Raw genomic sequence first — 26784 nt, forward strand, 5'->3', positions numbered from 1 at the left:
CACGCTTTCTTTTTACCAGATTCCCAGCACATGCTGCATCCCCAAGGTTACCGCAGTAATGCCTACCCAGCACGCAAAACCCATTGCCAGCGGCTTTCCGCCGGTCTTGATCAAGTGAACAATATTGGTGTTCAACCCTACAGCGCTCATTGCCAGCACGATAAAAAATTTGCTGAGTACCTTAAAAGGGGCAAACACCGCTGCATCCATGCCCATGTGCAGCGCTGCCGTTGTGATCACAGACGCCGCGACAAAATACAGAATAAACATCGGAAAGACCTGCCGCAGACGGAACGAAGCCCCGGTCCGTACTTCCGCCGTGCGGGCGCGGCGCAGCGCCAACACCAGCGTGATCGGAATGATCGCCAGCGTGCGGGTCAGCTTTACCGTTACGGCTTTATCCAGCGTAGCCGAGCCAAGCCCGTACAGCGAATCCCACGTAGCGGCTGCCGCGGTGACCGAGGATGTATCGTTTACCGCAGTACCCGCAAAAATGCCGAATGCTTCTCCGCTCGTCTGGGAAAATCCCAGTATGCCGCCCAGCGCCGGAAACAACAACGCCGCCAACATATTATAAAAGAAGATCACCGAGATCGCCTGTGCGACATCATCATCCTCTGCATCGATTACCGGCGCAGTCGCTGCAATGGCCGAACCGCCGCAAATGGAGGACCCCACACCGACCAGTGCTGCAACATTACCCGGCACACGCATCACACGATGCAGGACATAGGCAATGACCAGCGAAGTCGTGATCGTGCTCACAATGATCGGCAGTGACTGTCTACCGGTTTCCAGCACGACGTTCAGATCCATACCGAATCCAAGCAGCACAACCGCATATTGCAAAACTTTTTTCGATACAAGCGTAATGCCGCTTTGCAGCCCGCTTTTATCCTTGAGAAACAGCGTCATTGCCATGCCGGCCACAATGCCGAATACCGGTCCGCCGATCACCGGAAACCGCTGCCCCAGCAGCCAGCTCGGCACAGCAATCAGCAGACACAGCAGCCCCCCTCGTGCATACTTCTGTATCCAATCCATCATATCCCTTATATCCTCCGCACTCAGCCCTGCGCCGCGTGAATCCCGGCTGCGGCACCATCTGCCACCGCCGTTGCTACCTGACGCACCGCTTTCACACAAATATCGCCTGCCGCATACACCCCCGGAATCTCAGTCTGCATATTGCTGTCCACCGGAATATACCCGTTTTCGAGATGCAGTTCCGGATACAAAGCCGTATTCGGTACCGAGCCGGCATACACAAACACACCGCAGCCGGCATCCTCGATCACTTCTATTGCCCCATCCTGCTCCCGGCGCAGCTCGATTTTTTCGATTTGCTGCGTGCCGTAAACGCCGTGCAGACGCATACCTGTTTTTACAACAATATTCGGCGTGTGTGCCACGCGCACACGAAATTCCGCCACGCAGCCAAGCTGATCCTCAAAATGGATGATCGTCAGCGTTTTGGCAAACTGCGCTAAATACAACGCTTCTTTTACCGCGCCATCTGCACCGCCGACCACATAGATATTCTTCCCGTCAAACTGCGGCCCATTCTCGGCAGCACGGCGGCACAGCAATGCCGGATTCCCTTCTATTGCAGGCGTGCGCGGGGTGGTTCCGTTTGCCAGAATCACCTTTGCTGCCTGATACACGGCGCGCTCTGTCTCCACGGTTTTCACATCACCCCGCAGGCACACCCTGCGCACGGTTTCATATGCGACCGGCACCCCTGCGCTCTGTGCCTGCTGCTGCATCCGCATAGCGAAGCTGCGTCCCGTCTCCCCCGGTACGATGCCGGTATAATGGGTCACGCTCGACACCGTGCCGATCAAACCGCCAACCCGGTTTTGCTCCAACACGAGTACACGCTTTCCTCTGCTTACCGCATAAATCCCCGCGCTGATCCCGGCCGGGCCCGCACCAATGATCACAATGTCATACTGTTCCATTTGTAAACCGCCTTTCCTGTTCTTCCTTTGTTTTTCTCTGATTGCATTATAACAGGGATTTATGATAAAATAAAATTATCTTACTTTATTATCTGATTATATATTTTTATCAACGGAGGAACGCTGTGGACATCAAATTGCAAACCTTTCTCACCCTGTGCGATACCATGAATTACCATGCCGCCGCCGATCTTCTGCATCTGACCCAACCGGCTGTCACGAGGCAGATACAAGCGTTGGAGGCGGAATACCGAACGCACCTGTTCCGATACTGCGGCCGGCAGCTTTCCCTGACGGAAGCCGGGTGCACGTTGGAGCAGTATGCACGCTCCATCCAATATAACTACGAAACACTCCGGCAGGCCATGAGCCATGCGAAGCGGCATCACCTGCGGATCGGCGCCACCAAAACCATCGGTGAATATGTGCTGCCCGACGCGGTTCTCCACTTTGCAGCTAATCCGCAGCATGAGATGACCCTGATTGTGGACAATACTGCACACCTGCTGCATCTGCTGGATCGTAATGAACTGGATTTTCTTGTGCTGGAAGGCGTGTTTGACAAACAGCGCTACGGGTGGATGCCGTTCCGATCCGAACCGTTTATCGGCATCTGCGCTCCGGAACACCCATTTGCCGGACAGGAAGTGCCGCTGCAGGAGGTATTGCAGGAATCGCTGATCGTGCGCGAACCCGGCTCGGGCACGCGGGATATTCTGGAGCGCCAGCTGCATTTATGCGGTTACCAGACCACAGCGTTCCGGCGGGTACTGACCATCAGCAGCTTTCCCCTCATCCGCCGTTTAATCGCGGCGCAACATGGGATCAGTTTTTTATATCAAGCGGTTGTAGATGCCGACCCCACGTTTGCCCACTTTACCGCTTCCCCACTGACCGGCACACACGAGTTTCATATCGTTTATCTGCCACAGACCAAAGCATCCCAGTATGCCGAAGAATTTTTCAGCTATCCCTAAAGGCAGTCGTTCCGCTTTCCATCCGTATTTTTGTTGATTGGATGACGACGCTGTCTTGCAGAAAAATTCGGATTATGATAGTATAAAAGATACAAACAAATTAGGAGGCACTGCAATGAAGCAGGATATGATTGTGATCCTCGATTTGGGCAGCGATGAAAACCCGCGCCTTGCCCGTGAGATCCGCGCGCTGGGCGTATACAGCGAGATCCACCCGCACGATATTACCGCAGAAGAACTGGCCGCTCTGCCGAATGTAAAAGGCGTGATTCTAAACGGCGGCCCGAACCGCATCGTCGATGGGGTGGAAATTGATGTTGCCAAGGATATTTACAATGCGCCGGTTCCGGTGCTGCTGGCCGACCACAAAGGTGACAAACCATGGCCGGTAGATGCCGAAGCACGCAAAGAGGCTCTGAGCAATTTTGTTTTCGGCATTTGCGGCGCACAGGCAAACTGGAATATGGAAAACTTTATCGCCGATCAGGTAGACCTGATCCGTCAGCAAGTAGGCGACAAAAAGGTGCTGCTTGCATTATCCGGCGGTGTAGATTCCTCCGTGGTAGCCGCGCTGCTGATCAAAGCCGTTGGAAAGCAGCTTACCTGCGTGCATGTCAACCACGGCCTGCTGCGCAAGGGCGAACCCGAGGAGGTAGTCCGCGTCTTCCGTGATGAAATGGATGCCAATCTGATCTACGTTGATGCCGTAGATCGTTTTCTGGACAAGCTGGCCGGTGTAGCTGATCCGGAATCCAAGCGCAAGATTATCGGCGCAGAATTTATCCGCGTATTTGAAGAGGAAGCGCGCAAGCTTGATGGAATCGCATTTTTGGGACAAGGTACCATCTATCCCGATATCATCGAATCCGGTACCAAAACGGTGAAAGCAGTCAAGAGCCATCACAATGTCGGCGGTCTGCCGGAGGATCTGGACTTTGAACTGGTCGAACCCCTTAAAATGCTCTTCAAGGATGAAGTGCGGGCCTGCGGCAAAGCGCTCGGTCTGCCGGATTCCATGGTATACCGCCAGCCCTTCCCCGGCCCCGGCTTGGGCGTGCGCTGCCTCGGCGCGATCACGCGCGACCGTCTGGAAGCGGTTCGCGAATCGGACGCGATCCTGCGCGAAGAATTTGCTGCTAACGGTTTGGAAGGCAAGGTATGGCAATATTTTACTGCTGTGCCCGATTTGAAATCGGTTGGTGTACGAGACGGCAAGCGTGCTGATGAATGGCCCTGCATTCTGCGTGCAGTCAATACAGTTGATGCAATGACCGCCACTGTGGAGGATGTTCCGTTCGCCCTTCTGCAAAAAATCACTGCCCGTATTACAAGCGAAGTCAAGGGCATTAACCGCGTTCTGTATGATTTGACGCCTAAGCCGACCGGCACGATCGAATGGGAATAACGATATCCTCCCCTGACAAATCATCTTTTTTCTGATGGCGTTGCGTCCTTTTGGAAATTGACCAATATCAGCATCGCCTACGAATATCTGTAAAAAACTGTGTTTTTTCGGCAATCTAAGCAAAAAGGCAGCCACTCTGTTAACCATTTCGGTTGGCAGAGTGGCTGCCTTTTCACAAAATCCTATCCGCATCCATAATCTATTCACACCATATACCACTCGGCATGCAGCAATAAACCGCACATATCATATTGGTATTTCGAGCAATAACAATGTACACGGCAAACCATATGCCAAACGGCGGAGGCATTCTACAAGATGCCTCCGCCGTTTATGATATAATGATCAATTGATTTAGATTGAAAAATTCAATGTTTTTCCTTGATTAACCAATTCTTCCAACGTAACAGAATCCACATACCGATTGACAACATCATACAATCCGCGCCAAAACTCGAGCGTAACACATTCATCCGCCCGCGGACACTCCACCGGATCCTTCGCCAAACAGGCTACCGGTGCCAACGGTCCCTCTGTAATTCGCAGAATATCGCCCACAGTATAATCCGCAGCCGGTTTCGCCAGTTGATACCCGCCTTGCGCTCCACGGGTAGAGGTAACAAATCCTGCACGCGATAGCTGCACGACGATCTGCTCCAAATACTTGGCTGATATCTCCTGTCGTTTGGAGATATCACGAAGCGGAATATAACCTGCCGCATCGTGCTGTGCCAAATCGATCATCAAACGAAGTGCATACCTTCCTTTTGTCGAAATCTTCATAGGCAGTTTCCCCCCTCGCCCTTATTATGCCACAATTTTACTCCAATTTCAAGGATATCCTGTCACTGATTTTACAGGCGTTTCATAACACTCTGAATATGCCGCTCTGCCTGCTCTACTTCCCATTGCAGCTCAGTAGCGGAAATGCGCTCCGCGCCATGACCAAGAATGATCATCTGCTCCATCCCATCCGAAGTGGCCACACGCACCCGATGCTTACGCGACAGGTCATAAGACGCCTGTTCGATATACATGTCTGCGGTTTCCGCCTCTTTGGTATACACCACATGCATCCCATGCCGTTTTTCAACCGATCCGGTTCCGCCTTTAACCTTATAGGCATCAAAAACCACAATCAGCCGGCATTTGCGCACCGCCTGATAATCACTGAGCCGATTGATCAGCATTTCCCGTGCTGCATTGATATCTCCGTCCGCCACCGCATGCAGCTCATCCCACGCAAAAATGATATTATAACCATCCACCAGCAGATAATCGTCCGCACGGATCCGGGTTACATAAAGCTGTTCCATAGTTTCCGCTTTTTTCCGGCTTTGCTGAAAGGCTTCAAAGCCGCGGTCCTTGATTGGCCCGTAGGTGCGTTCAAACAAAGCGCGCAATTCTCGTTCATCCGCCACACCAGCTGTGCTGCTGCCCGGCCGGAACATTGGAGCCGTATCCGATTCCGGCTCTGCTTCCAGCCGCATACCAGGATCGACATGTGCATGTGCGCGTACTTCATCCCATTTCACAACGTACCCCGCACCATGTGCACAGAATACCGAATCCGGAGTATTTTCCACATCACGTGTGGGATCATACCCCATCGCTTCGATCACCTGCGCCGCATTATGGCAGGGTGCATAACCATCCGGTACACAGGATAGGCGTCCCCGTCCCTTGGTGTATGCCGCAACCTCGGTCCAATAATTCCGCATCGAGGCAACCGGTGCGCGGCCGGTTAAAACCGCACCGGCAGCAGTCTGCTCCGGTGCATCAAAGGTGCCGTCCATGCGCTGTACATCAGTCATCGCACGCCCCACGCAATCCTCGGGCAGCTCCAACCGGAACGCATAATACGGTTCCAGCAGCACACTATCTGCCTGCATCAGGCCGTTACGCACTGCACGGTAAGTCGCCTCGCGGAAATCACCGCCCTCGGTATGCTTCACATGCGCCCGGCCAGCCAGCAGCGTAATGTGCAAATCGGTTACGGGCGCACCGGTCAGCACTCCCACATGTGTTTTTTCCGCCAAATGCGTTAGAATCAGCCGCTGCCAATTCAAATCCAACTGATCGGTCGGACAATCCGCCGTAAAAACCAAACCACTGCCCCGCTCACCCGGTTCCAAAAGCAGATGTACCTCTGCATAATGCCGCAGCGGTTCAAAATGCCCCACACCGAGCGCAGGTGATGTGATCGTCTCCCGGTAAACAATGCTCCCCTCGTCAAATGACACCTGCACGCCGAAACGGTCAGCAACAAGGCGGGACAGTACCTCCAGCTGTACCTCCCCCATCAGCTGCACATGCAGTTCCCCCAGCCGTTCATTCCATACCACACGAAGCTGCGGATCCTCTTCTTCCAACTGCCGAAAATACTGCAGCATCGTATGTGCGTCACTGTCTTCGGGCAGCACAACACGGTAGCCGAGCACCGGTTCCAACACCGGCGGTATCGCACCGGCAGCGCTGCCAAGCCCGATCCCCGGCCGGGTGTGCGTCAACCCCGTCACTGCGCAAACCATCCCTGCTTCCGCCTGTTCCACCGCACGGAACTTTTCACCCGAGTAAATGCGGATCTGATTGACCTTTTCCTGCCACCCGCCGTCTTCCTCACCGGACAATAAGGTGCGCACAGCCAATGCGCCGCCAGTCACTTTCAAATATGTCAGGCGGTTGCCCTGTGTATCCCGCGCGATCTTAAAAACGCGAGCACCAAAATCCGTGCCGTATGCCGGGGCGGGCATATACCGATCCACGCCATCCAGCAAAGCATCGATCCCTTCCAGCTTGAGTGCCGATCCGAAATAACACGGAAAGACACGCCGCGTACCAACCAGCGCCGCAATTTCATCTGTGCAAATGTTTCCTGTTTCCAGATAACGCTCCAACAGCGTTTCCTCGCACATCGCCAGTTCCTCCTGCGCCGCCGGAGCGGTCATGTCCACACAGGCTTCATCCAGCCGGCTCTTGAGCTCACGCATCCGTGCAGTACGGTCGGTGCCCTGCAGATCCATTTTGTTAATAAACAAAAAAACCGGGATCCTGTGCCGCTCTAACAGCCGCCAAAGCGTTTCCGTGTGCGCCTGCACGCCATCCGTACCGTTGATCACAAGCACCGCGCAATCGAGCACCTGCAGCGTCCGCTCCATTTCTGCAGAAAAGTCCACATGTCCCGGTGTATCCAGCAGTGTCAAATTGGTTCCCGGCAGCGACAGTTCCGCCTGCTTGGAAAAAATCGTGATCCCGCGTTCCCGTTCCAACGCAAAAGTATCTAAAAAAGCATCTTTGTGATCCACACGGCCGAGCTTTTTCAGCGCTCCGGCCTGATAGAGCAGCGCTTCGGACAGCGTTGTTTTACCCGCATCCACGTGAGCCAACAGACCGGCACATATATGTTTTTTTATCGGTTCAGGCGCTTGTCTGCTCACAAACACCGCTCCTTCCGCAATCATATTCTTTTTTAGTATACCACAGAGAACCGCAGCAGTCGAGTTCTGTTATACACCAGCTCTTCAAAGTTTTATGTCTGCCGCACGCATTTTTCACATAAGCGTACCATTTCTTGATGAATTCACACATTTAGATCAACTTTTCCCATGATTCACATCAATTTCATCACATATGTGCAGTATTTTCGCACAAGATACTATCAGCAAAACCCAAAACACCAACACAAAAAGGAGAGAACAAATCATGACGAACACGAAAAACGGCTCTAATCAGGGTATGGTACCGGAAGCACGCGAAGCAATGGATCGCTTTAAGATGGAAGCGGCGGCCGAGGTCGGCGTCAACCTCAAGCAGGGCTATAACGGCGATCTGACATCCCGTCAGGCCGGTTCTGTTGGCGGTCAGATGGTCAAGAAGATGATCGAATCTTATGAGCAGAAGCTGGCCGGTCAGGGCTAAGCCTTCCGTATAAGCAAAAGCGCGTTGTTTTCGGAAATTCCGAAAACAACGCGCTTTTCCTTTTAATTTAACCGCGCCATGCAGCAAACATCTGCTCCGCCTCGGTAGCGCTGGCCGCCATGACCAGTTTATCCGCCAGTTCCTTGCACTCCGCGTAAGAATGTGCTGCCAAATCCGCCTTGGCTGCCAGCATTGCAGAAGCCGACATCGACAGATTGGTCACACCCAAGCCGCACAGCACCGGCGCCATGCCCGGCGTGCCGGCCATTTCGCCGCATACGCCCACTTCAATACCATTCTCGTTGGCAGCCTTGGCTGTCATTGCGATCAGGCGCAGCACGCCCGGATGCAGCGGACGATACAGATAGGAGATTTTCTCGTTGATACGATCCACCGCGCAGGAATACTGGATCAAATCGTTCGTGCCGATTGAGAAGAAATCCACTTCCTTAGCCAGCATATCCGCACATACAGCCGCCACCGGGATCTCTACCATAATGCCGACCTTAACATCCGGATTAAACGGCACCCCTTCTGCCTTCAGCAGATCCTTAGCCTGCTGGAGCACCTGCTTGGCATTGCGGATCTCCTCGATCGACGAGATCATCGGGAACATAATGCGCAGATCACCAAACTGCGCCGCACGCAGCAGGGCGCGCAGCTGGGTCAGGAACAGGTCGGTCTTATTCAGACAGATGCGAATCGCACGGTAACCGAGGAAGGGGTTCTGCTCCTTCTCCAGCTCCAGCGCGGGCACCTCCTTATCGCCGCCGATATCCAGCGTGCGGATAATGACCGGCTTGCCTGCCATTGTCTGGCAGGCCGTTTTATATGCCTCAAACTGCTCCTCTTCGCTCGGCAGGTCATTGCGGTCCATAAACAGGAATTCCGAACGGAATAGGCCAACACCTTCGCCGCCCAATTCTGCCACACGCACCGCGTCATCCGGCGTACCGATATTGCCTTCGATCACGATGCGGCGTCCGTCGCTCGTTGCGCCCTCGCGGTCCTTAAACTGCGCCAGCATGGCACGGCGTGCATCTTCCGCCTTTTTCTTTTCTTCAAACTGCGCCAGCGTTTCCGCGTCCGGCGCCGCGATCACCTCGCCTGCCGCGCCATCCAGCAGAAGCTTGGTTCCATCTGCGATCCCATCCGCCTTATCACCTGCGCCAGCCACCGCCGGGATGCCCATCGAACGCGCCATGATGGCGGAATGGCTCGTCCGCCCGCCGATCCGGGTGATAAAGCCGACTACCGGCTTGCTGCCGATTTTTGCTGTATCGGACGGTGTCAGATCATTTGCAATCAAGATGCACGGCTCCGTGATCGCATCGATCGCATTATCCGCAATCCCTTTGAGGTTTTTCAGTACACGCTTGGAAATATCACCGATATCAGCCGCACGCGCCTGCATATATTCGCTGTCCATCGCGCGGAACATCGCCTGGAAATTCTCGCAGTTGACAAAGCACGCGTATTCTGCACACACCTTATCATCCGCAACCAGATTTGTCATCCCTTCCACAAAATCGGGATCATCCAGCATCATCAGGTGCGCGTCAAAAATTTCCGCCTCCGCCGCACCGATGGTCTTTTCCGCCTCATCCCGCAGCGCTTCGATCTGCCGTTTCGCTTTGTCCACCGCATCCGTCACGCGCTGCTGCTCCGCCGCAACATCCGTAATCGTATTTTTTACTACACTCAGGTCTTCTTCCTTAATTACAAGCGCCTTTGCGTGTGCAAGGCCTTCCGAAACACCGATCGCCTTAAACTTAACCATGAACATTTCCTCCCACTACTTGTAAGCCATAAACAAATCCCTTATCTTTATTTTACGTTAAATTGTTTAATACGTCAAGACGTTCCTCGCTATCGCTTTTACTGAATTTATCTTCTATTTTACTGTATTTTTACTCGTATTACCGAATGCCGGCATATCGCATCCCTTTGTGTAATTCACCTGTTTTCCACATACGTCATCCCCCCGAATTGTCCGCTTCGCCAAATCTTTCCGCACAAAGGGAAATCCTTTTGAAAAAAAGTAAAAATAGCGTGCTGGACAGGATATTTTCTGCTATACTGATATCATTCCAAATGCTTTATGAGGAGGAATTCCAACCATGGCAAACCGTTGCACCCGTATCCCTTCGATCCTGTTCCCGAAAGAAGGAACCGATCTTTCCAAGTGGGCTGTCATTGCCTGTGACCAGTATACCTCACAGCCGGATTACTGGGAAGAAACCGACCGCACGGTCGGCGATGCGCCCTCTACGCTGCGCCTGACCCTGCCCGAGGTCTATCTGGAAGATGCCGATGTGGCCGACCGCACTGCAACCATCCACCGCACCATGCAGGACTATATGCAGAACGGCACCCTGCGCACCCTGCCGGCCGGTGTTGTGCTGACCGAACGCTGGTCGGGCGGTAACTGCCCGCGCCGCGGCGTTGTGCTGGCCGTAGATCTGGAGGCCTATGAATACACCGCGGGTTCGGCTTCGCTGATCCGCCCGACCGAAAAAACCGTCGTTGAGCGCATCCCGCCCCGCTTAAAAGTGCGGCAGGGCGCCTGCATCGAGCTGCCGCACATTATGATCCTGATCGATGATCCCGATCGCCGCATCATTGAACCGCTCTTCGATAAAACCGCTTCGTTTTCCAAGCTGTATGATACCGACCTGATGCAGAACGGCGGCCATATCACCGGTTGGTTCATTCCGCAGGGCGCGGAAACCGATGCAATCGAAGCTGGTTTGGAGGCACTGTGCGACCGCGGCGCGTTCAACCGCAAATATGGCTGCACCGATGCACAAGCCCTCCTGCCCTACGCAGTAGGCGACGGCAACCATTCCATGGCGACCGCCAAGGCCTACTGGGAGGAGGTTAAGCAGGGACTGACTGCCGAAGAACAAGCAGACCATCCTGCACGCTACGTGCTGGTCGAAGTGGTCAATATCCACGACGAAAGCCTGATCATCGAACCGATCCACCGTATCCTGTTCGGCGTGCAGACCGAAAACCTGCTGACTGAACTGACCGCCTTCTATCAGTCGCAGGGCTGCCGCGCCTATGTTGCCGAGCAGGTACCCGCAGACGACAGCGCACACTGCTATCCATTCCGTTCCGCAGACCGAACCGGCGTGCTGGTTGTGGAAAATCCCAAGTGGTCCATTCCGGTAGCGACCATGCAGACCGGTCTGGACGCTTATCTGGAATCCCACCCGTCAGTCAAAATCGACTATATCCACGGTGAGGACGTGATCCGGGATCTGACCGCCAAGCCGGGCAATCTGGGCTTTATCCTGCCGGATATTGCGAAAAACGATCTGTTCCGCGGCGTTGTGTTCGACGGTGTCCTTCCCCGCAAAACCTTCTCCATGGGCGAAGCGCACGAAAAGCGCTACTACATGGAAGCCAAGGCCATTGTCAAGTAAACCGCTTCAGGGCGCAGTCTCCGGACTGCGCCCCTTTGCTTCCCACCGCAGCTCCGCCCGCTCTCCCCGCACCGAGCACAGCACAAAAGCCGGGGTCAGTGCAAACGGGCGATCGGATGCAAACGGGCAGGAAAGCCGTAATACATCTCCCTCCCGCTCGATCTGCACCACACCTTCCGTCAACAGCGCATCCAACACGGTATCCCCGGTTTGCACAGTAAACAAAGGTTCCGCCTGTGCCGGTTCCGCCGTTTGTTCTATTTCCTCTGCTTTGGATGCCGGATTGCGCCGGATCACCGGCGGCTCTGGTGCAGCCGCCAGATATACCCGCTGCGGCACTGCTGCCGGGCACCCCGCCGTTTTCAAGGTCTCCCTTGACAGGCGCCGCCGCAAACGCAGCCGCCCGTCCTCCGGCGCAGGCAGGCCGATCCGCAGCACCGCGCCGGACGCCCACTCCCCATAGCAGCGCAGCAGCTCCCCCTCGCCGCACAACGTGCAGTCCAGATCGACCTGTACGCCGCGCGCATCCGCCTCCCAGTCCAGTTTACCCACCGAACCGCCGGCAAAATACACTTCCGTCTGCATTTTCCAGCCCTCCCGATTCAAACGTTGCCGCTTCCCAACCGCAAACAAACAGCGCGTATCCTACCAACAGGATACGCGCTTTGTTCTGAACATATGACGCTTCAGCCCTGTATAGAACCCAAACCAAAACTGACAGCCAACGCCTCATCCACATGCCGCATCGCGCCCGCATCCAGTGATCCCATCTTTTCGCGCAGGCGGCGCTTATCCAGCGTGCGGATCTGCTCGGTCAAAATAATGGAGTCCTTGGTCAGGCCGTAATGCGGTGCGCCGAGCGTAATATGCGTCGGCATTTTCGCCTTATTGACCTGCGATGTAATGGCGGCTGCGATCACGGTCGGGCTGTATCGGTTGCCGACGTTGTTCTGCACGATCAGCACCGGACGAACCCCTCCCTGTTCGCTGCCGACTACCGGACTGAGGTCGGCGTAGTAAATATCGCCCCGTTTGATATTAGTATCCACGTTGGTCACACTCCGATAAAATAGATTTGCGTTACCCGCAAACCTATTTTCCCCGTGCTGCCGCAAAATATAACCGGCACAGCAAATTTGTACAATGCAAAATACAAGGGGATGGGAATGCATTGCTTCCCATCCCCAGTTTATGCCGCAATTTACCGTCTTGTCATCCTACATAAAACCGTGGTACACGGCTGCTCACCGCACAGATCACCTCATACGAAATCGTGCCCGCAGCCTGCGCGGTATCCTCCGCTGTCCACACGGACGGCCCGAACACCGTTACCTCATCCCCGCGGCGCACCTGTGCGCCCTCTGGGATCTGTACCATGCACATATCCATGCAGATCCGCCCCAGCACAGGAGCGCACTGCCCGTTCAGCACAACATGCGCCCGTCCTGAGCCTGTGCGCAGGAATCCATCCGCATACCCCATAGAAACCACCGCAATCCGTGTCGGCGCATCGGTTTCAAAGGTACGTCCATAGCTGATCGTGGTATGTGCCGGGATCTCGCGCACCTGCACGACCCGCGCCTTTACCGTCATCGCCGGATGAAGATCCAGCACCGGCGGCACCGAGCAATCCGGGCGGCAGCCGTACAGAATAATGCCCGCCCGTGTCATCGTACAGTGCATCCGCTCATAATGCTGTATCGCACCGCTGTTGGCACAGTGCCGCAGCGGCAGCGCTAAACCGGCGCGCTGTAAATCCTCACAAACTGCGGCAAAGCGTTCATACTGCAATGCCGTGTATTCCGTCCCCTCCGGCACATCGGACACGGCAAAATGGGTAAATATCCCTTCTGCATGCAGACCGGGCAAAGCTGCACAGGATAAAATACGCTGCACGGTGCGCTCCCGCTCCCACGCAGGGAAGCCAAGCCGGGTCATCCCTGTATCCAGCTTGATGTGCACGGTGATCGTTTCTCCCGTGCGCCGGGCTGCTGCCGACAGCAACTGCGCCGTTTCCTCATCATACACCGGCGCGGTAATGTGCTCCCGCGCGATCGTATCCATATCCGCTTCATCCACATAGCCCAAAATAAGAATCGGCTTGGTAATGCCGTTTTCCCGCAGCTCCACTGCCTCCGGCACGGTAGCCACCGCAAAATACGGCGCTCCCAGCGCCTGCAGCCGCTGTGCCACCGGCACTGCACCGTGACCATAGGCATCCGCCTTGACAACGCACAGCACCGGCGACTTTGCCTGCGCACAGATCACACGGTAATTATGTTCGATCGCACCCAGATCGATCTGCGCCCAAGTGCGGTGTTTGCTCGGTTTCATGTTTCATTCATCCCCATATTTATGTTTCCTGATATGCTGTAACCTGCAAGGTCAGCACCCGCGTGCCATCCGCATACAGCTCCGCACAAACGGGCTGCAAGCCCTGTTCAGTCAGCCAGACCTGCTTTTCGACCCGCTCGCCGTCCGTTTCTCCCTCATACCGCAGCACCAGCAGCGCACGTCCGTCCGTGTGCTCGGTCCACATCTGCGCCGGTTCAGCCATGCGCAGATCGCACAGCAAGCAGAACAGCGCATCCGCCGGTGTCAATCCGGTGCGCTGCGGCATGGCGTGCTCCAATGCCAAGCCGTCATACTGCAGCACCAGAGAAGCGCTGTCCTCCCCGGCGATCGTCCCGCCGATCCCGGCAACCGATTCCGGTGCCGTGATCGTAAAGGAATCGGCATCTTCTCTATTATACGCGTACTCGCTTTCAAATTCCAGCACCGATCCATCCAGATCGGAAATAATTTTCAATTGTGCCGTAAAGCCGTCCAGTGTTTCAAAATGCGCCCGTACCTGACTGCTGTCCACAGGCTTTCCGCATCCGGACAGCATGAGCAGCACCAATAGCACCGCCGCGTATCGTAACCTGTTCAGAAGTTCACCACTCCTTCGTATTGTAACGCCGGAGCAGCACCGCAAGCTGCCCGAGCATATCCCCCGGCGTCATACCGTACTCGCTGTATGCATTCGCGGCATAGTCACCCGCACGTCCATGCAGCCATGCTGCCGCGCAGGCCGCATCCTCCGCCCGCAGCCCCTGTCCGCAAAGCGATACCAGCATCCCCGCCAGTACATCGCCGCTGCCGCCCTTCGCCATGCCGGGATTGCCCGAATGATTCCGGTAAGCCGTGCCGTCCGGCGTATAAATTTGCGTGCGGTGGCCTTTATACAGCAGAACACAGCGCATTTCACAGGCAAAAGCCGCCAATTCCTCCGCAGAAGGCGTGCGCATTCCGCTCAGGCGCGCAAATTCCCCGGCGTGCGGTGTCAGGATCACCGGCTTAGCTGTCTGCCGTAAGATATTCTTATGCGCCGCAACGGCATTTATGCCGTCTGCATCCAAAACGATCGGGCACGCTGCCTGCCGCAGCAGGCCGGATACCACCGCCTCCACCCCGGCCGAGCGCCCCAGTCCGCAGCCGATCAGCATAGCATCTGCTTTTTCCGCCAATGCCAACAAAGACGGCAGCGCATCAGCAGAAAGCGTGCCGTCCGCTCCGCCGGGTACCGGACGCACCACCGGCTCATTCAGCTTAACGACCAGCGTCGGCCATGCCTGCTCCGGTACCGCCAGCGTTACCACACCGCTTCCCATGCGCACCGCCCCTTGCGCTGCAAAATATGCTGCGCCGGTATACCCCACGCAGCCGCAGACGCACAGCACGCGTCCGTAGTCATTTTTATCGGATTCCGCCCGGCGCGGCGGGATCAGACGGTCGATATAGGCCTGATCCAGTTCTATCATATCTGTTTCGCTCCCCTCCCACAGCAATTCTCGCCGCACCACACTTCTTTCTGCCGCATACAATGCACAGAAGGAGTGTGATCTGCTTGGCGATCCGTATTTTTATTGATCAGGGGCACAATCCCAGCGGCCCCAACACCGGCGCAGAAGGCAATGGACTGCGCGAACAGGACATCACTTATGCTGTCGGCCTGTATCTGGCCGGCCTGCTGCGCGACGACCCGCGCTTTGAGGTGCGGCAGAGCCGCAATACGCCGGACGAAGTGCTCGGCACCAGCAACAGCACCAGTCTGGCTGCCCGTGTCCGCGCCGCAAACAACTGGCCGGCGGATTATTTTATCAGCATCCACTGCAATTCCAATCCCAATCCGGCCATCAACGGCAGCGAAGTATATGTATACCGTACCAACTCACAGCCTTACTGGCTGGCGCAGCACGTGCTGAACGGCATTGTCGCACGCACCGGCACCAAGGACAATGGTGTGCGGCTGAATCCTGCCCTGTATGTGCTGCGGCGCACGCAAATGCCGGCAATTCTGGTCGAGCTGGCCTATCTGAGCAACCAGGAGGATGCCCGCCGTCTGGAATCCGATCCCTTCGGGTTTGCGCAGGGGATCTATAACGGTCTGCTCAGCTATTTCGGCTTTGCGCCGCTGTAATCCGGTGGCCGTCGCGGAAAATCCTTTTTTCTGCCGTGCTGCGACTGAACGCAGACAAACACTGAGCAAACGCTCTGCACAAAACACAATTTTCTCCCAAAGCATAAAAACCGAGGCTTCTGTCCCCGGTTTTTATGCTTTAAGCTGCAATTTCTGCTGCAGGCGCATTGCCGCAGCACCATGTCATCCTATTCAAAACCCACCGGTCACACCAAGCACCTGCCCGGTCACAAACGATGCCTGCTCCGAGCATAGAAACAGCACGGCTGCGGCAACCTCATCCGCCGTTCCAATCCGCCCCAACGGCGTCTCCTCCGCCAGCTCCTGCATGGTTTGCGCACTGTGCACGGCATTCATATCCGTACCGATGACACCGGGCGCTACGCAGTTAACACGGATACCGCTCGGCCCAAGCTCCAGTGCAAGCGATTTGGTCAGCCCGATCAGCGCCGCCTTGCTTGCTGCATAGTGGCTTTCACAGGACGCACCTGTCTGTCCCCACATGGAGGAAATCGTTACAATGCTGCCGCGCTTGCGATGCAGCAGCTCGGGCAGAGCCGTCCGGATCGTACGCACTGCACCCAGCAGGTTCACATCCAGCATCTGCTGCCAATCCGCATCCGTAATGTCCTGAAACATTTTTTGCTGCGCAATACCCGCGTTGCAGATCACCGCATCCAATGCGCCAAAGTGCCTCTGCGCCTCGCTTACAGCACGAGCCGCGGCGCGGCTGTCCTGCAGATCCGCGCAAAGCGGCAATGCGCCGGTCTCTTCCGCCAGCGCACCGGACAGTGCGCGGCTTTCCCGATAGGTAAACGCCACATTCCATCCGGCTGCCGCAAACGCACGCACACAGGCTGCACCGATCCCGCGGGAGCCGCCGGTGATCAAAACGGTCTGCGGCATATCAGATCGCCACCGTCTGCTGCGCTTCAAACAGGCACTGGTTCAGATCCTTCTTGCGGGACAGACCTTCCTCAATATCCAGATCGGTCACGATATTATTATCCAGCACGACCACGCGGTTGGTCTTGCCCTCCATCAGCGCCCGAACAGCCGCGTAACCCATGCGGGTCGCCATGACGCGATCCTCTGCCGTCGGCGAACCGCCGCGCTGGATATGTCCGAGAATGGTCACGCGGGTATCAATGCCGGTCGCTTCGTGGATCTGGTCGGCAACCTCCTGTGCGGAGCCATACCCCTCCGCCACGATGATAATATGATGGTTGCGGCCTTTGATACGCCCGATGCGCATTTTTTCCACGATATCCGTGTCAAAATCCAGCTTACGCTCCGGCAGACAAATCGCTGTTGCACCCACCGCGCAGCCAACCTGCAGCGCCAGATGACCTGCCCGGCGTCCCATGACCTCAACCACCGAGCAGCGCTCATGCGACTGCATGGTATCGCGCAGCTTATCGATGCACTCGATCGCCGTATTGCAGGCCGTATCAAAGCCGATGGTATAGTCTGTACAAACGATATCATTATCAATCGTACCGGGCACACCAATGCAGGGTACCCCCTTGCGGGACAGCGCCTGCGCGCCGCGGAATGTACCGTCGCCGCCGCAGCAGATCAGGCCGTCAATGCCGAGATACTTGCAGGTATCCGCTGCCTTCTGCAGGCCTTCCTCGGTCAGCATTTCCTTGCAGCGCGCAGTGTACAGCATGGTTCCGCCGCGGCGGATGATGCCGTCCACGCTGCGCGCGCCCATCTCAATGATATCGCCGTTGATCAGGCCGCTGTATCCGCGCCGGATGCCCAGCACGGAAATATCATGCGCCGATGCTGTACGAACGACCGACCGGATCATTGCGTTCATCCCGGGCGCGTCGCCGCCGCTCGTCAGCACGCCAATTCTGCGAATCTGTTTTTCCATAATAAACCTCCTGTATCGGTGCTGTATTGTTGCCGTATCCTTTTATTGTAGTATAACATTTTCTTCGCCCAAGAGGAAGCGTAATTTTTCCAAAAACGCCACATCCGGGCGGCACCAGTACGTGCGCTTGGCCAATGTTTTTTTTCTGGTATCCATTGGATACAGATAAACCGGCGTATCCCCCGGCTGCGTCAGCAGCGCTGCTTTGATCCGCGGCCACTCATCGCTCTTCATGCTGCCAATACGCAGAAACAGCTTATGCGGTGCCAGCTTGGCCGCCTGCTGATCGGTATACACCGACCGAGCCGGGTCACTGCGCGCCTGCATACTGTCCACCGCACTTTCGGTCAGCGGCTGTGCTTCGTCCAGCAGCACCTTGGGGGCTTCGTCCTCACGGGTGTCAATCCGCCCGGTCAGCAGCACCGCGCTGTCCTCCGTCAGGTATGCGCCGCACTGCTGCAGCGAACGCGGGAATACGACCAGTTCAATCGAAGCCGTCTCATCCTCCACGGTCACGTAAGCCATCATCGCACCGTTTTTGGTGGATTTGAGCCGCACCGCCGTGATAACGCAGGCCAGCCGCACGGTCATCCCGTCGCGGAACACCGGTTTTTCGCTCTCGCCGCCCAGATCGTCAATGATCCGGCGGATCGCGGCGGCATCCGCCTTACGCGCCAGCGTGCGGTATTCGTCCATCGGATGCCCGGACAAATACAGACCGGTCGTTTCCTTCTCCATCGAAAGCAGCTCACGCTTGGACACCTCGGGGATATCGGGCAGCGCGATCTGGCTGTCCTGCACGGCGTCATTCCCCATGCCGAACAGATCCATCTGCCCTTCAATATTCTTTTTCCTGCTCTGCGCGACCGCGTCCACGACCGCACCTGCGATTTTCAGCAGTTGGCTGCGGCGGTAGCCCATGGAATCAAACGCCCCCGCCTTGATCATACTCTCGAGTGCCCGACGGTTGAGCTCGCGGTCGTACATCCGCTCACAAAAATCCTGAAACGAGCCAAACAGCCCGCCGCTCTCCCGCTCTTCAACCAACTGCCGCATGAAGCTGCGCCCCACGCCCTTAACCGCCGCCAAACCAAATCGGATATCCTGCCCGGAAACCGAAAAGCTGTCGTAAGACTCATTCACATCCGGTGGCAGCACGCGAATAGCCATTTCCCGCGCGGCCTGAATGTATTCCGAAATTTTGTCCGATGAATCCAGCACACTGGTCAGCAGCGCCGCCATATACTCCCGCGGATAGTGACACTTCAGATACGCAGTGCGGAATGAGACCACTGCATAGCACACGGCATGCGCCTTGTTGAAGGCATAGTTGGCAAAATCCATAATTTCATCAAACAGGCTGGCCGCAACCGACTCGGGCACACCGCGTTTGACCGCCCCGTCGATCCCCTGCGTCTCGTCGCCGTGGATAAACGTGACGCGTTCCTTTTCCAGCTCCTTCATTTTCTTTTTGCTCATCGCGCGGCGCACCATATCCGCCTTGCCGAGCGAATACCCCGCGAGCGACTGAAACACCTGCATGACCTGCTCCTGATAGATCATGCAGCCGTAAGTGACTTTGAGGATCGGTTCCAGCAGCGGATGCTTGTACGTCACCTTCTCCGGGTGATGGCGGCACTCGATATACCGCGGGATCGACTGCATCGGCCCCGGCCGGTACAGCGCCACAACCGCCGTGATATCCTCGATCGACTGCGGGCGCAAACCGGTAACGACATTGGTGATGCCCGCACTTTCCAGCTGGAACACACCCATTGTTGAGCCGCGGCCGAGCATCTCATAGGTCGCCGGATCATTCATATCCACCTTTTCAATGTCAAAATCCGGCGTATGGCGGCGGATCATCTTTTCTGCATCCGCGATAACCGTCAGGTTGCGCAGACCAAGGAAATCCATCTTGAGCAGCCCCAGCTCCTCCAGTGTAACCATGGTAAACTGTGTAACCATCTGCTCATCGTTGCGCGCCAGCGGCACATAGGTATCCACCGGATCCTTGGTGATAACCACGCCTGCGGCATGAGTCGAAGCGTGCCGCGGCATGCCTTCCAGTGCGCGCGCAGTATCGATCAGCTCGCGTACCTGCGGCGCTTCATCATACATTTTTTTCAGCTCAGGATTGATCGCCAGCGCCTTATCGATCGTGATATGCAGTTCGTTCGGCACCTGCTTGGCAACGGCGTCCACCTCGTTATAGGGAATGTTCAGCGCCCGTCCCACATCGCGGATCGCGCCGCGCGCCGCCATCGTGCCAAAGGTAACGATCTGTGCCACCCGGTCCTTGCCGTATTTGCTCGTAACGTATTCAATGACCTCCGGCCGGCGCACATAGCAGAAGTCCACGTCGATATCCGGCATGGAAACGCGCTCCGGATTGAGGAACCGTTCAAAATACAGCGAATAGTGGATCGGATCCAGATCTGTGATACCCAGACAGTACGACACGATCGAACCTGCGGCCGACCCGCGCCCCGGTCCGACCGGTATGCCCTGCCGCTTGGCATAGCCGATAAAATCCGAAACGATCAGAAAGTAATCGACAAACCCCATCTTGGCAATCATATCGATTTCATATTGCAAACGCTTACGCACCGTGCCGTCATCCTCCGGATAACGCTGCGCAAAGCCTTCCGCACACAGCTTTTGCAGGTATTCCAGTGCTGTGTATCCCGCAGGCACATCAAATTCAGGCAGATGATATTTGCCGAATTCAAATTCCACCTGACAGCGCTCCGCGATCTTTACCGTATTGGCCAGTGCCTCGGGATGCTCAGGAAACAGCGCTGCCATCTCGTCCGCGTCCTTGATGTAAAACTCCTGCGTTTCAAACTTCATCCGCGTGGGATCATCCACGGTTTTTCCCATCTGGATGGACATGAGAACATCCTGTATTCTGGCATCCTGACGGGAAAGGTAGTGCGCGTCATTTGTTGCAACAAGACCGATATCCAATTCCTTTGCGAGCTGAAACAGCCCGTCGTTTACTTTTTTCTGGATATCGATTCCGTGATCCTGTACCTCCAGATAAAAATGATCACGGTCGAATATTTCAAGGAACTCCTCACACAGTTCATAGGCCCCGTCCATATCCCCGTCTGCCAACGCCCGCGGAACAGCACCCGCCAAACAAGCCGACAGGCAGATCAGCCCCTCGCTGTGCTGCCGCAGCAATTCCATATCAATGCGCGGCTTCATGTAAAAGCCTTCGGAGAAACCCAGCGATACCATATGGATCAGGTTGCGGTAGCCGGTCATATTTTCGCACAGCAGGATCAAATGGCTGTGCCACTCCCCATTCACATAGCTGCGGTCGAAACGCGAATGAGGCGCCAAATAAACCTCACAGCCGATGACCGGATGGATCCCCTTGGCCTTGCAGGCACGATAAAAATCAATCACACCGTACATCACACCATGATCGGTCAGTGCGCAGGCGGTCTGCCCGAGTGCCGCCACCCGATCGACCAACCCCTCGATCCGGCATGCGCCGTCCAGCAGGCTATATTCACTATGTACATGCAAATGCGCAAATGGTACCATTTAGCTCTCCTTTATTGCAAATTCGGTAATCTTTTTCAATCGATGGCTCAGCCCCGGCTTTGAAATCGGCGGATCAAACCGCTGTGCCAGCTCCGCAAGGCTGTCCGTTGGGTAAGCAAGACGCAGCCGCACCGTTTCACGCAGCGCTTCCGGGAAGGCCTCCTCCCCGCCGCTCTCCAGCACTGCACGGATCGCGGCGATCTGCCGTGCTGCGGCATCCGCGGTTTTGACCAGATTCGCTGTTTCGCAGTTGACCTGCCGGTTGATCGTATTGCGCAGATTCTTTTCCACCTTGGCTTCCATCAATTCCATTGCTGCATGCGGCGCGCCGATGTGCGTTAAAAAATCCTCCACACCGGCATTGTCTTTGAAATAGAGCAGCCATGCGCTGCCGCGCCGCGCCTGCTTGGGCGACAGACCCAGCTCGAGCAGCAGGCTTGTCTCTTCTCCGGACAAGCTCTGCCGTGTGCTTTTCAGCTCCAAATGGCTTTTCTTATCCGGCCCGGCTACCGTTCCTGCCATCAGGAATGCCCCACGCAGGAACGCAGCAATGCAGCAGTCCTCCTCAATGATATTCCGATTCAGGTGATAGGCAATATGGCTTTTGCGGTCATATCCCAGCCCGTCAAAGATCCGACCGATCTCTCCGCTTTGCGTGATCACAAGCTGCTGTTTCCTGCCCGCCTGCTGCGGCTCGCACAAAACGAAAAACGCCCGCTGCAGCAGCGCCTGCAAGCGGCGCACCACAGCGGTGTTCTCCGCAGAGAGACGGATCTCCTTATGCGAAAACACCGAAGCATGAAGCAATGCACCGTATGCCTCTGCCCGTGTGCAGCAACTGCGCTGCATGGATATACGGCACAGCTCATTTTTTACCTCGGATGAAAAGGACATCGTTTTCTCCCACTGTTCTGTTTACTTGTGATAATCGCGGTGCATGGTCACCACACCGTATTCCCGCCCGCGCAGATGCCCGGACAGTGCCTCTGTGATCGCAACCGAACGGTGCTTGCCGCCCGTGCAGCCGATGCTGATGACCACATTGGTTTTTCCCTCTGCCATATAGCGCGGCAGCAGAAAATCCACCAGCGAGGTCAAATGCCCCATCAGTGCATCCGCTGTGCCGCCCTGAAACACATAGTCCCGCACATCGGGATCGGTACCGTTCTTTTCGCGCAGTTCCATCTCATAATAGGGATTCGGCAAAAAACGCACATCAAATACCAAGTCCGATTCTGCCGGGATACCGTATTTGAAACCAAACGACTGCACGATCACTTCAAAAGCGCCGCTGCCCTCTGCCCCGGAAAAGAGCGTCAGCAGCCGCTCACGCAGGCCGGCGGTGGACAAGCCAGTCGTATCGACCATAAAATCCGCACGGTCGCGCAATGCGGACAGCAGCTCGCGCTCCTTGTCGATCGCGGCTGTCATGGAAATACCACGCTCCATCAGCGGATGCTTGCGCCGGGTCTCCTTGTAGCGGCGAATCAGCGTGGGCGTATCCGTATCCAGAAACAGGATCCGAAAATCGCATCCCATATCGCGGATGGAAGCCAGAGAATCGAACAACTGCTGAAAATCCCCGCCCGCACGCACATCGGTCACCAGCGCGACCCGCTCGTACCGCTCGGTCGCTGCCAGACAGATCTCTGCAAAGCGGGGGATCAGGGCAATCGGCAGATTATCCACGCAGTAATAACCCAAGTCCTCCAAAGTTGCGATCGCGCGGCTCTTACCCGCACCCGACATGCCCGAAACAATCAGAAAATTCATGTATGCCTCTCTCCTTGTCCGCTTACCGGATAATGCGGACCTCACATTCCAGTTCCACGCCAAATTTCTCGCGCACACGCTGCTGCACCAGTTCGATCAGGCGAAGCATCTCCTCACAGGTTGCCCCGCCGCGGTTGATCAAAAATCCCGCATGCTTTTCCGATACCTGCGCTGCGCCGACCGAAACGCCCTTCAGTCCCGCGTCCTCAATCAGCCGGCCGGCAAAATACCCTTCCGGCCGTTTGAAGGTTGATCCGGCGGACGGATAATTCAGCGGCTGCTTATCGCGCCGGCGCTGCGCAAAATCGTTCATTTTATCCAAAATGGCAGCGGGATCCCCCGGCTGCAGCCGCAGCACCGAGCGCAGCACAACCCAATCCGGATGCGCCCGGAACGCGCTGCCACGATAAGCAAAACAGTGCTCCTCACCGGTCAGTGTGTGCACCGTACCGCTGCCGTCCAGATATTCAGTCTGCTCCACAATAGCGGCCATCTGACCGTCATATGCTCCTGCATTCATAAACACTGCACCGCCCAGGCTGCCCGGAATCCCGCCGGCAAACTCCGCACCAGTCAGCCCTGCGCGCTGTGCATACCGCGACACCCGGCTGAGCAAAGCGCCGGCCTGCACAATCAAGCGGTTCTCCTCAACCGCGCGTACGTCATCCATCTCCGTCGTGCACACTACCGCGCCGCGATAGCCCGCATCAGACACCAACATGTTCGACCCATTACCCAGCATCAGCAACGGCAGGCCGCAATCACGGATCACCTGCAGCGCCTTTGCCAGCTGTTCTGGCGTTTTAGGAACCACAAACAGATCGGCCGCTCCGCCGATTGCGAATGTCGTGTGGCGGCACATCGGCTCCCCCGCCATAACCTCTATTTCAGGCGCCGCCTCATGCAGTGCAGCCATACATCTCTTGGTTTTTTCCATAGTTCCCTCCATATGCAAACGATCTATTCGCAAAATAACACCACAGCAGCAGCCGCATATAATCGACAACAGCAGCCGCCCAGTGGCAGTAAGTATTCAATTCAAGGTTATTATAACAAAGATACTCACAAAGTGCAAATAAAAGGCACCCTTTCGGGTGCCTTTTATCCTATGTAACCTATAGCAGTGTTATTCGCTTACCGCTTCCAACATGCTTGCGCCTTCTGCCATGTCAGTCATAGCCGTTTCCAGCTGCTCACTCATCTGCGCAGACAATTCGGCCAGCTTCGTTTGATCGGTTTCTTCCGTCATCGCGGCAACCGTATCAATAAACGCAATCAGCGACTCACAGCCGGACTTGAGCTTAGCATGTGCATCAGCATAAGACTCAGGCGGCGTAACAGATGCAAATTCGTTAATCGAAGCCTTCATATCGTCGAGGACTTTCTTTGCGGATTCCGGATCGCTGATCGCCGTACTAACATTGGTCTGAATCTCATTCATATCAGCGCTGAGCTTTTCGGCTGCCTGCTGATACTCTTCCTCCGTCAGCGCTGCCGGTGCAGCCCCACCGCTTTCGCCTGTTCCAGCATCGTTTCCGCCGCATGCCGCCAGCGAAAGTGCCAGCACAGCTACCAATAACGCCGCCAAAAGACGCTTGGTAATATTCTTCTTCACATTCCATTCTCCTTACTTTTTTATTTGCAAGATTGTATTTGCATTATAGCCGAAAGCGTACAAAATGTAAAGACATTCCCCAATAATAGAAGACAATTTTTTTAAGTGATTTTTATGCTATTTTCCTATTAAGTTTTAGCGCACCCAAACTTCTTCATGCTCCCCGCGGCGCGGGCGGCCCAGCAGCATCCGAATCGCTTCCTGCGCCGGCAGGTCATGGTACAGCACCTCATACATAGCCTCTGTAATCGGCATGGATACCCCCTGCTGCTTTGCCAAATGATAACCGGCCTCGGTCGCATAATACCCTTCGACCGTCGCGCCTACCTCCCGCATCGCCTGCTGCGCCGTTGCACCCTTGCCGATCAGGATACCGGCACGGCGGTTGCGTGAATGCATCGAGCAGCAGGTCACGATCAGGTCTCCTACACCGGACAGGCCGGCAAAGGTTTCCTGCTTTGCACCCAGCGTTACACCAAGGCGCGCGATTTCCGTTAAGCCGCGGGTCATAAAAGCGGCCTTGGAATTATCCCCCAAGCCCAAGCCATCCGAAATACCCGCACCCAGCGCAATGATATTCTTAAACGCGCCGCCCAGTTCGCAGCCAACAATATCTGCCGAGGTATAAACACGGAACGAGTGATCATTCATAAAAGCCGACTGGGTCAGCTCAGCCGCTGCACGGCTCGCAGAGGCCGCAACGATCGCCGTCGGCACGTTGCGTGCAACTTCCTCCGCATGGGTCGGCCCGGTCAGCGCGACCACCGGATTGCGTCCGCCCATCGCGCGGTCGATCGTCTGCGAAAAGCGGCAGTAACCATGCCCCGAATCCAGCCCCTTGCCGACGTTGACGATCACCGTACCGGCCGGTACGATTGCAGCAAGCTGTTCTGCGGTCGAAGCAACTGCGAAGGACGGCACCGCCATCACAATCAAATCCGCCTGTGCTGCGCCCGACATATCGGTCGTAATGTCAATGCCCTCCGGGATATGCACGCCCGGCAGCAGTTTTTCATGCGCACGTTCGCGCAGCAGCAGATCACATTCCTCCTGCAAATAGGTCCACGACGTCACTTCGTGACCATTCTGGTGCAGCAGCATGGCAAGAGCAATGCCCCAACCGCCGGTGCCAAGCACGAAAACCTTCATGTTTCGTTCTCCTCTCCGTCTGAAACGGTCTTTTCGATCGTTTTTTTGCTTTTGAATGAGAATTTATTCTCTTCCCCGCGCAGGATGCGCATAATATTGGCGCGGTGCATAAACACCACCGCCACCGCCATACCAAATGCCATCGCCGTCAGTACCGGATCACGGTAAAACAGCAGTGTCGTAATCGGAAAGCTGACCGCCCCCAGAATCGAGCCGAGCGAAATCCAGCGTGTCAGCAGCACCGCACCGAAAAACAGCACAAAGGCGATCAGGAAAATACGCCAGTCGAACAGCACCAGCATAACCGCACCAACCAATACACCCTTTCCGCCGCGAAAGCCGAAATACAACGGAAACATATGGCCGAGTATGACGAAAATACCTGCGACCAGCTTGCCGACCGGCCCCGCCAGCAGGGCGCCGATTGAAACCGCCGCCGCGCCCTTGGCGATATCACCCAGCAGGACAAACAGCGTTTTTCCCGCTCCCATCGTGCGGTAAGCATTGGTCAGCCCGGCATTCCCGCTGCCGTAATCCCGAATATCCTTGCCAAGCGTTACCTTGCTGACGATGATCGCAAAACTCAGCGAGCCGAGCAGGTAGCCGCAAACAGCAATGATAGCAAAGTGCGTCAGTGTCATATTCATCTCCCC

At 55.9% G+C, this 26784-nt stretch carries 24 protein-coding genes; 5 read left to right on the forward strand and 19 right to left on the reverse strand.

Annotated features, from left to right (window positions below):
• Nucleotides 1–12: 12 nt before the first annotated feature.
• Together T363_RS0102940 and T363_RS0102945 are read right to left on the reverse strand one after the other, a co-directional pair.
• The gene (locus T363_RS0102940) at nucleotides 13–1044 is read right to left on the reverse strand and encodes a YeiH family protein (protein ID WP_031473089.1); all 1032 of its coding nucleotides are present in this window, start codon (nucleotides 1042–1044) and stop codon (nucleotides 13–15) included.
• A gap of 23 nt (nucleotides 1045–1067) precedes the next feature.
• Nucleotides 1068–1961, reverse strand: a complete 894-nt coding sequence (locus tag T363_RS0102945; RefSeq protein ID WP_031473091.1) for an NAD(P)/FAD-dependent oxidoreductase — start codon at nucleotides 1959–1961, stop codon at nucleotides 1068–1070.
• Nucleotides 1962–2086: 125 nt separating this feature from the next.
• On the opposite strand from T363_RS0102945, the gene T363_RS0102950 reads away from it, so the two are divergent.
• Both T363_RS0102950 and guaA read left to right on the forward strand, forming a co-directional pair.
• Entirely contained in the window at nucleotides 2087–2938 is an 852-nt protein-coding gene (locus T363_RS0102950) for a LysR family transcriptional regulator (protein WP_031473093.1), read from the forward strand.
• Nucleotides 2939–3053: 115 nt separating this feature from the next.
• The gene (gene guaA, locus T363_RS0102955) at nucleotides 3054–4343 is read left to right on the forward strand and encodes a glutamine-hydrolyzing GMP synthase (protein WP_031473095.1); all 1290 of its coding nucleotides are present in this window, start codon (nucleotides 3054–3056) and stop codon (nucleotides 4341–4343) included.
• Nucleotides 4344–4697: 354 nt separating this feature from the next.
• Here the strand turns inward: guaA and T363_RS0102960 are convergent, their stop codons facing one another.
• Both T363_RS0102960 and T363_RS0102965 read right to left on the reverse strand, forming a co-directional pair.
• Nucleotides 4698–5126 (reverse strand): RrF2 family transcriptional regulator, encoded by a 429-nt coding sequence (locus tag T363_RS0102960; RefSeq protein WP_031473097.1) that lies wholly within the window; start codon nucleotides 5124–5126, stop codon nucleotides 4698–4700.
• 71 nt (nucleotides 5127–5197) lie between these two features.
• Nucleotides 5198–7780 carry a translation factor GTPase family protein gene (locus T363_RS0102965; protein ID WP_242840215.1) on the reverse strand — a complete coding sequence of 861 codons (2583 nt, stop codon included), beginning with the start codon at nucleotides 7778–7780 and terminating at the stop codon, nucleotides 5198–5200.
• 265 nt (nucleotides 7781–8045) lie between these two features.
• Here T363_RS0102965 and T363_RS0102970 point away from each other — a divergent pair, with 265 nt between their 5' ends.
• Nucleotides 8046–8261, forward strand: a complete 216-nt coding sequence (locus T363_RS0102970) for an alpha/beta-type small acid-soluble spore protein (protein ID WP_031473101.1) — start codon at nucleotides 8046–8048, stop codon at nucleotides 8259–8261.
• 67 nt (nucleotides 8262–8328) lie between these two features.
• Here T363_RS0102970 and ptsP read toward each other — a convergent pair whose 3' ends face one another.
• Nucleotides 8329–10041, reverse strand: a complete 1713-nt coding sequence (gene ptsP / locus T363_RS0102975) for a phosphoenolpyruvate--protein phosphotransferase (RefSeq protein ID WP_031473103.1) — start codon at nucleotides 10039–10041, stop codon at nucleotides 8329–8331.
• A gap of 340 nt (nucleotides 10042–10381) precedes the next feature.
• Between ptsP and T363_RS0102980 the strand changes: the two genes are divergently transcribed.
• Entirely contained in the window at nucleotides 10382–11692 is a 1311-nt protein-coding gene (locus T363_RS0102980) for a DUF1015 domain-containing protein (RefSeq protein ID WP_031473105.1), read from the forward strand.
• A gap of 6 nt (nucleotides 11693–11698) precedes the next feature.
• Here T363_RS0102980 and T363_RS0102985 read toward each other — a convergent pair whose 3' ends face one another.
• The 5 genes from T363_RS0102985 to T363_RS0103005 all read right to left on the reverse strand — a co-directional run bounded on the left by T363_RS0102985 (nucleotide 11699) and on the right by T363_RS0103005 (nucleotide 15495).
• On the reverse strand, nucleotides 11699–12277 hold the full coding sequence (locus T363_RS0102985; RefSeq protein WP_031473106.1) for a hypothetical protein: 579 nt from the start codon (nucleotides 12275–12277) through the stop codon (nucleotides 11699–11701).
• Nucleotides 12278–12378: 101 nt separating this feature from the next.
• Nucleotides 12379–12741: a type II toxin-antitoxin system PemK/MazF family toxin gene (locus tag T363_RS0102990; RefSeq protein ID WP_031473107.1), complete on the reverse strand. Its 363-nt coding sequence runs from the start codon at nucleotides 12739–12741 to the stop codon at nucleotides 12379–12381.
• A 163-nt stretch (nucleotides 12742–12904) separates the two neighbouring features.
• Nucleotides 12905–14026, reverse strand: a complete 1122-nt coding sequence (alr, locus tag T363_RS0102995; protein WP_031473108.1) for an alanine racemase — start codon at nucleotides 14024–14026, stop codon at nucleotides 12905–12907.
• Between the two features lie 19 nt (nucleotides 14027–14045).
• Complete coding sequence (locus tag T363_RS0103000; protein ID WP_034971509.1) at nucleotides 14046–14591, reverse strand: hypothetical protein; 546 nt, start codon at nucleotides 14589–14591, stop codon at nucleotides 14046–14048.
• A 37-nt stretch (nucleotides 14592–14628) separates the two neighbouring features.
• Nucleotides 14629–15495: an NAD(P)H-hydrate dehydratase gene (locus T363_RS0103005; protein ID WP_051643048.1), complete on the reverse strand. Its 867-nt coding sequence runs from the start codon at nucleotides 15493–15495 to the stop codon at nucleotides 14629–14631.
• 86 nt (nucleotides 15496–15581) lie between these two features.
• Here T363_RS0103005 and T363_RS0103010 point away from each other — a divergent pair, with 86 nt between their 5' ends.
• On the forward strand, nucleotides 15582–16154 hold the full coding sequence (locus tag T363_RS0103010; protein WP_031473111.1) for an N-acetylmuramoyl-L-alanine amidase family protein: 573 nt from the start codon (nucleotides 15582–15584) through the stop codon (nucleotides 16152–16154).
• A 192-nt stretch (nucleotides 16155–16346) separates the two neighbouring features.
• Here T363_RS0103010 and ymfI read toward each other — a convergent pair whose 3' ends face one another.
• The 9 genes from ymfI to plsY form a co-directional block, all read right to left on the reverse strand.
• Nucleotides 16347–17060, reverse strand: coding sequence for an elongation factor P 5-aminopentanone reductase (gene ymfI / locus T363_RS0103015; RefSeq protein WP_031473113.1), 714 nt, complete (start codon nucleotides 17058–17060; stop codon nucleotides 16347–16349).
• 1 nt (nucleotide 17061) lies between these two features.
• Nucleotides 17062–18036, reverse strand: coding sequence for a 6-phosphofructokinase (gene pfkA / locus T363_RS0103020; protein WP_031473114.1), 975 nt, complete (start codon nucleotides 18034–18036; stop codon nucleotides 17062–17064).
• Nucleotides 18037–18078: 42 nt separating this feature from the next.
• Nucleotides 18079–21594: a DNA polymerase III subunit alpha gene (locus tag T363_RS0103025; protein WP_031473115.1), complete on the reverse strand. Its 3516-nt coding sequence runs from the start codon at nucleotides 21592–21594 to the stop codon at nucleotides 18079–18081.
• Nucleotides 21595–22488 carry a DNA-binding protein WhiA gene (gene whiA / locus T363_RS0103030; protein ID WP_031473116.1) on the reverse strand — a complete coding sequence of 298 codons (894 nt, stop codon included), beginning with the start codon at nucleotides 22486–22488 and terminating at the stop codon, nucleotides 21595–21597.
• Nucleotides 22489–22509: 21 nt separating this feature from the next.
• Complete coding sequence (gene rapZ / locus T363_RS0103035; protein WP_031473118.1) at nucleotides 22510–23367, reverse strand: RNase adapter RapZ; 858 nt, start codon at nucleotides 23365–23367, stop codon at nucleotides 22510–22512.
• Nucleotides 23368–23389: 22 nt separating this feature from the next.
• Nucleotides 23390–24304 (reverse strand): UDP-N-acetylmuramate dehydrogenase, encoded by a 915-nt coding sequence (gene murB, locus T363_RS0103040; protein ID WP_031473119.1) that lies wholly within the window; start codon nucleotides 24302–24304, stop codon nucleotides 23390–23392.
• 189 nt (nucleotides 24305–24493) lie between these two features.
• Nucleotides 24494–24982 carry a DUF6376 family protein gene (locus T363_RS14375; RefSeq protein WP_034971510.1) on the reverse strand — a complete coding sequence of 163 codons (489 nt, stop codon included), beginning with the start codon at nucleotides 24980–24982 and terminating at the stop codon, nucleotides 24494–24496.
• Between the two features lie 135 nt (nucleotides 24983–25117).
• Entirely contained in the window at nucleotides 25118–26131 is a 1014-nt protein-coding gene (locus tag T363_RS0103050; RefSeq protein WP_031473120.1) for an NAD(P)H-dependent glycerol-3-phosphate dehydrogenase, read from the reverse strand.
• Nucleotides 26128–26772 (reverse strand): glycerol-3-phosphate 1-O-acyltransferase PlsY, encoded by a 645-nt coding sequence (gene plsY, locus T363_RS0103055; RefSeq protein WP_051643049.1) that lies wholly within the window; start codon nucleotides 26770–26772, stop codon nucleotides 26128–26130. The genes T363_RS0103050 and plsY overlap by 4 nt, the downstream gene beginning before the upstream one ends.
• Nucleotides 26773–26784: the final 12 nt, after the last annotated feature.

Origin of the sequence: Agathobaculum desmolans ATCC 43058 (assembly GCF_000701665.1) — a bacterium.
GTDB lineage: Bacteria > Bacillota > Clostridia > Oscillospirales > Butyricicoccaceae > Agathobaculum > Agathobaculum desmolans.

Bases quoted from the DNA above. Each gene is read 5' to 3' on its own strand.
- T363_RS0103050 (WP_031473120.1), bottom strand. From the start codon at position 26,131: ATGAAGGTTTTCGTGCTTGGCACCGGCGGTTGGGGCATTGCTCTTGCC.
- alr (WP_031473108.1), bottom strand. From the start codon at position 14,026: ATGAAACCGAGCAAACACCGCACTTGGGCGCAGATCGATCTGGGTGCG.
- pfkA (WP_031473114.1), bottom strand. From the start codon at position 18,036: ATGGAAAAACAGATTCGCAGAATTGGCGTGCTGACGAGCGGCGGCGAC.
- T363_RS0102945 (WP_031473091.1), bottom strand. From the start codon at position 1,961: ATGGAACAGTATGACATTGTGATCATTGGTGCGGGCCCGGCCGGGATC.
- ymfI (WP_031473113.1), bottom strand. From the start codon at position 17,060: ATGCCGCAGACCGTTTTGATCACCGGCGGCTCCCGCGGGATCGGTGCA.
- rapZ (WP_031473118.1), bottom strand. From the start codon at position 23,367: ATGAATTTTCTGATTGTTTCGGGCATGTCGGGTGCGGGTAAGAGCCGC.
- whiA (WP_031473116.1), bottom strand. From the start codon at position 22,488: ATGTCCTTTTCATCCGAGGTAAAAAATGAGCTGTGCCGTATATCCATG.
- T363_RS0102970 (WP_031473101.1), top strand. From the start codon at position 8,046: ATGACGAACACGAAAAACGGCTCTAATCAGGGTATGGTACCGGAAGCA.
- guaA (WP_031473095.1), top strand. From the start codon at position 3,054: ATGAAGCAGGATATGATTGTGATCCTCGATTTGGGCAGCGATGAAAAC.
- T363_RS0102980 (WP_031473105.1), top strand. From the start codon at position 10,382: ATGGCAAACCGTTGCACCCGTATCCCTTCGATCCTGTTCCCGAAAGAA.
- murB (WP_031473119.1), bottom strand. From the start codon at position 24,304: ATGGAAAAAACCAAGAGATGTATGGCTGCACTGCATGAGGCGGCGCCT.
- T363_RS0103005 (WP_051643048.1), bottom strand. From the start codon at position 15,495: ATGATAGAACTGGATCAGGCCTATATCGACCGTCTGATCCCGCCGCGC.
- T363_RS0102960 (WP_031473097.1), bottom strand. From the start codon at position 5,126: ATGAAGATTTCGACAAAAGGAAGGTATGCACTTCGTTTGATGATCGAT.
- T363_RS0102985 (WP_031473106.1), bottom strand. From the start codon at position 12,277: ATGCAGACGGAAGTGTATTTTGCCGGCGGTTCGGTGGGTAAACTGGAC.
- T363_RS0103025 (WP_031473115.1), bottom strand. From the start codon at position 21,594: ATGGTACCATTTGCGCATTTGCATGTACATAGTGAATATAGCCTGCTG.
- T363_RS0102940 (WP_031473089.1), bottom strand. From the start codon at position 1,044: ATGGATTGGATACAGAAGTATGCACGAGGGGGGCTGCTGTGTCTGCTG.
- plsY (WP_051643049.1), bottom strand. From the start codon at position 26,772: ATGACACTGACGCACTTTGCTATCATTGCTGTTTGCGGCTACCTGCTC.
- ptsP (WP_031473103.1), bottom strand. From the start codon at position 10,041: ATGGTTAAGTTTAAGGCGATCGGTGTTTCGGAAGGCCTTGCACACGCA.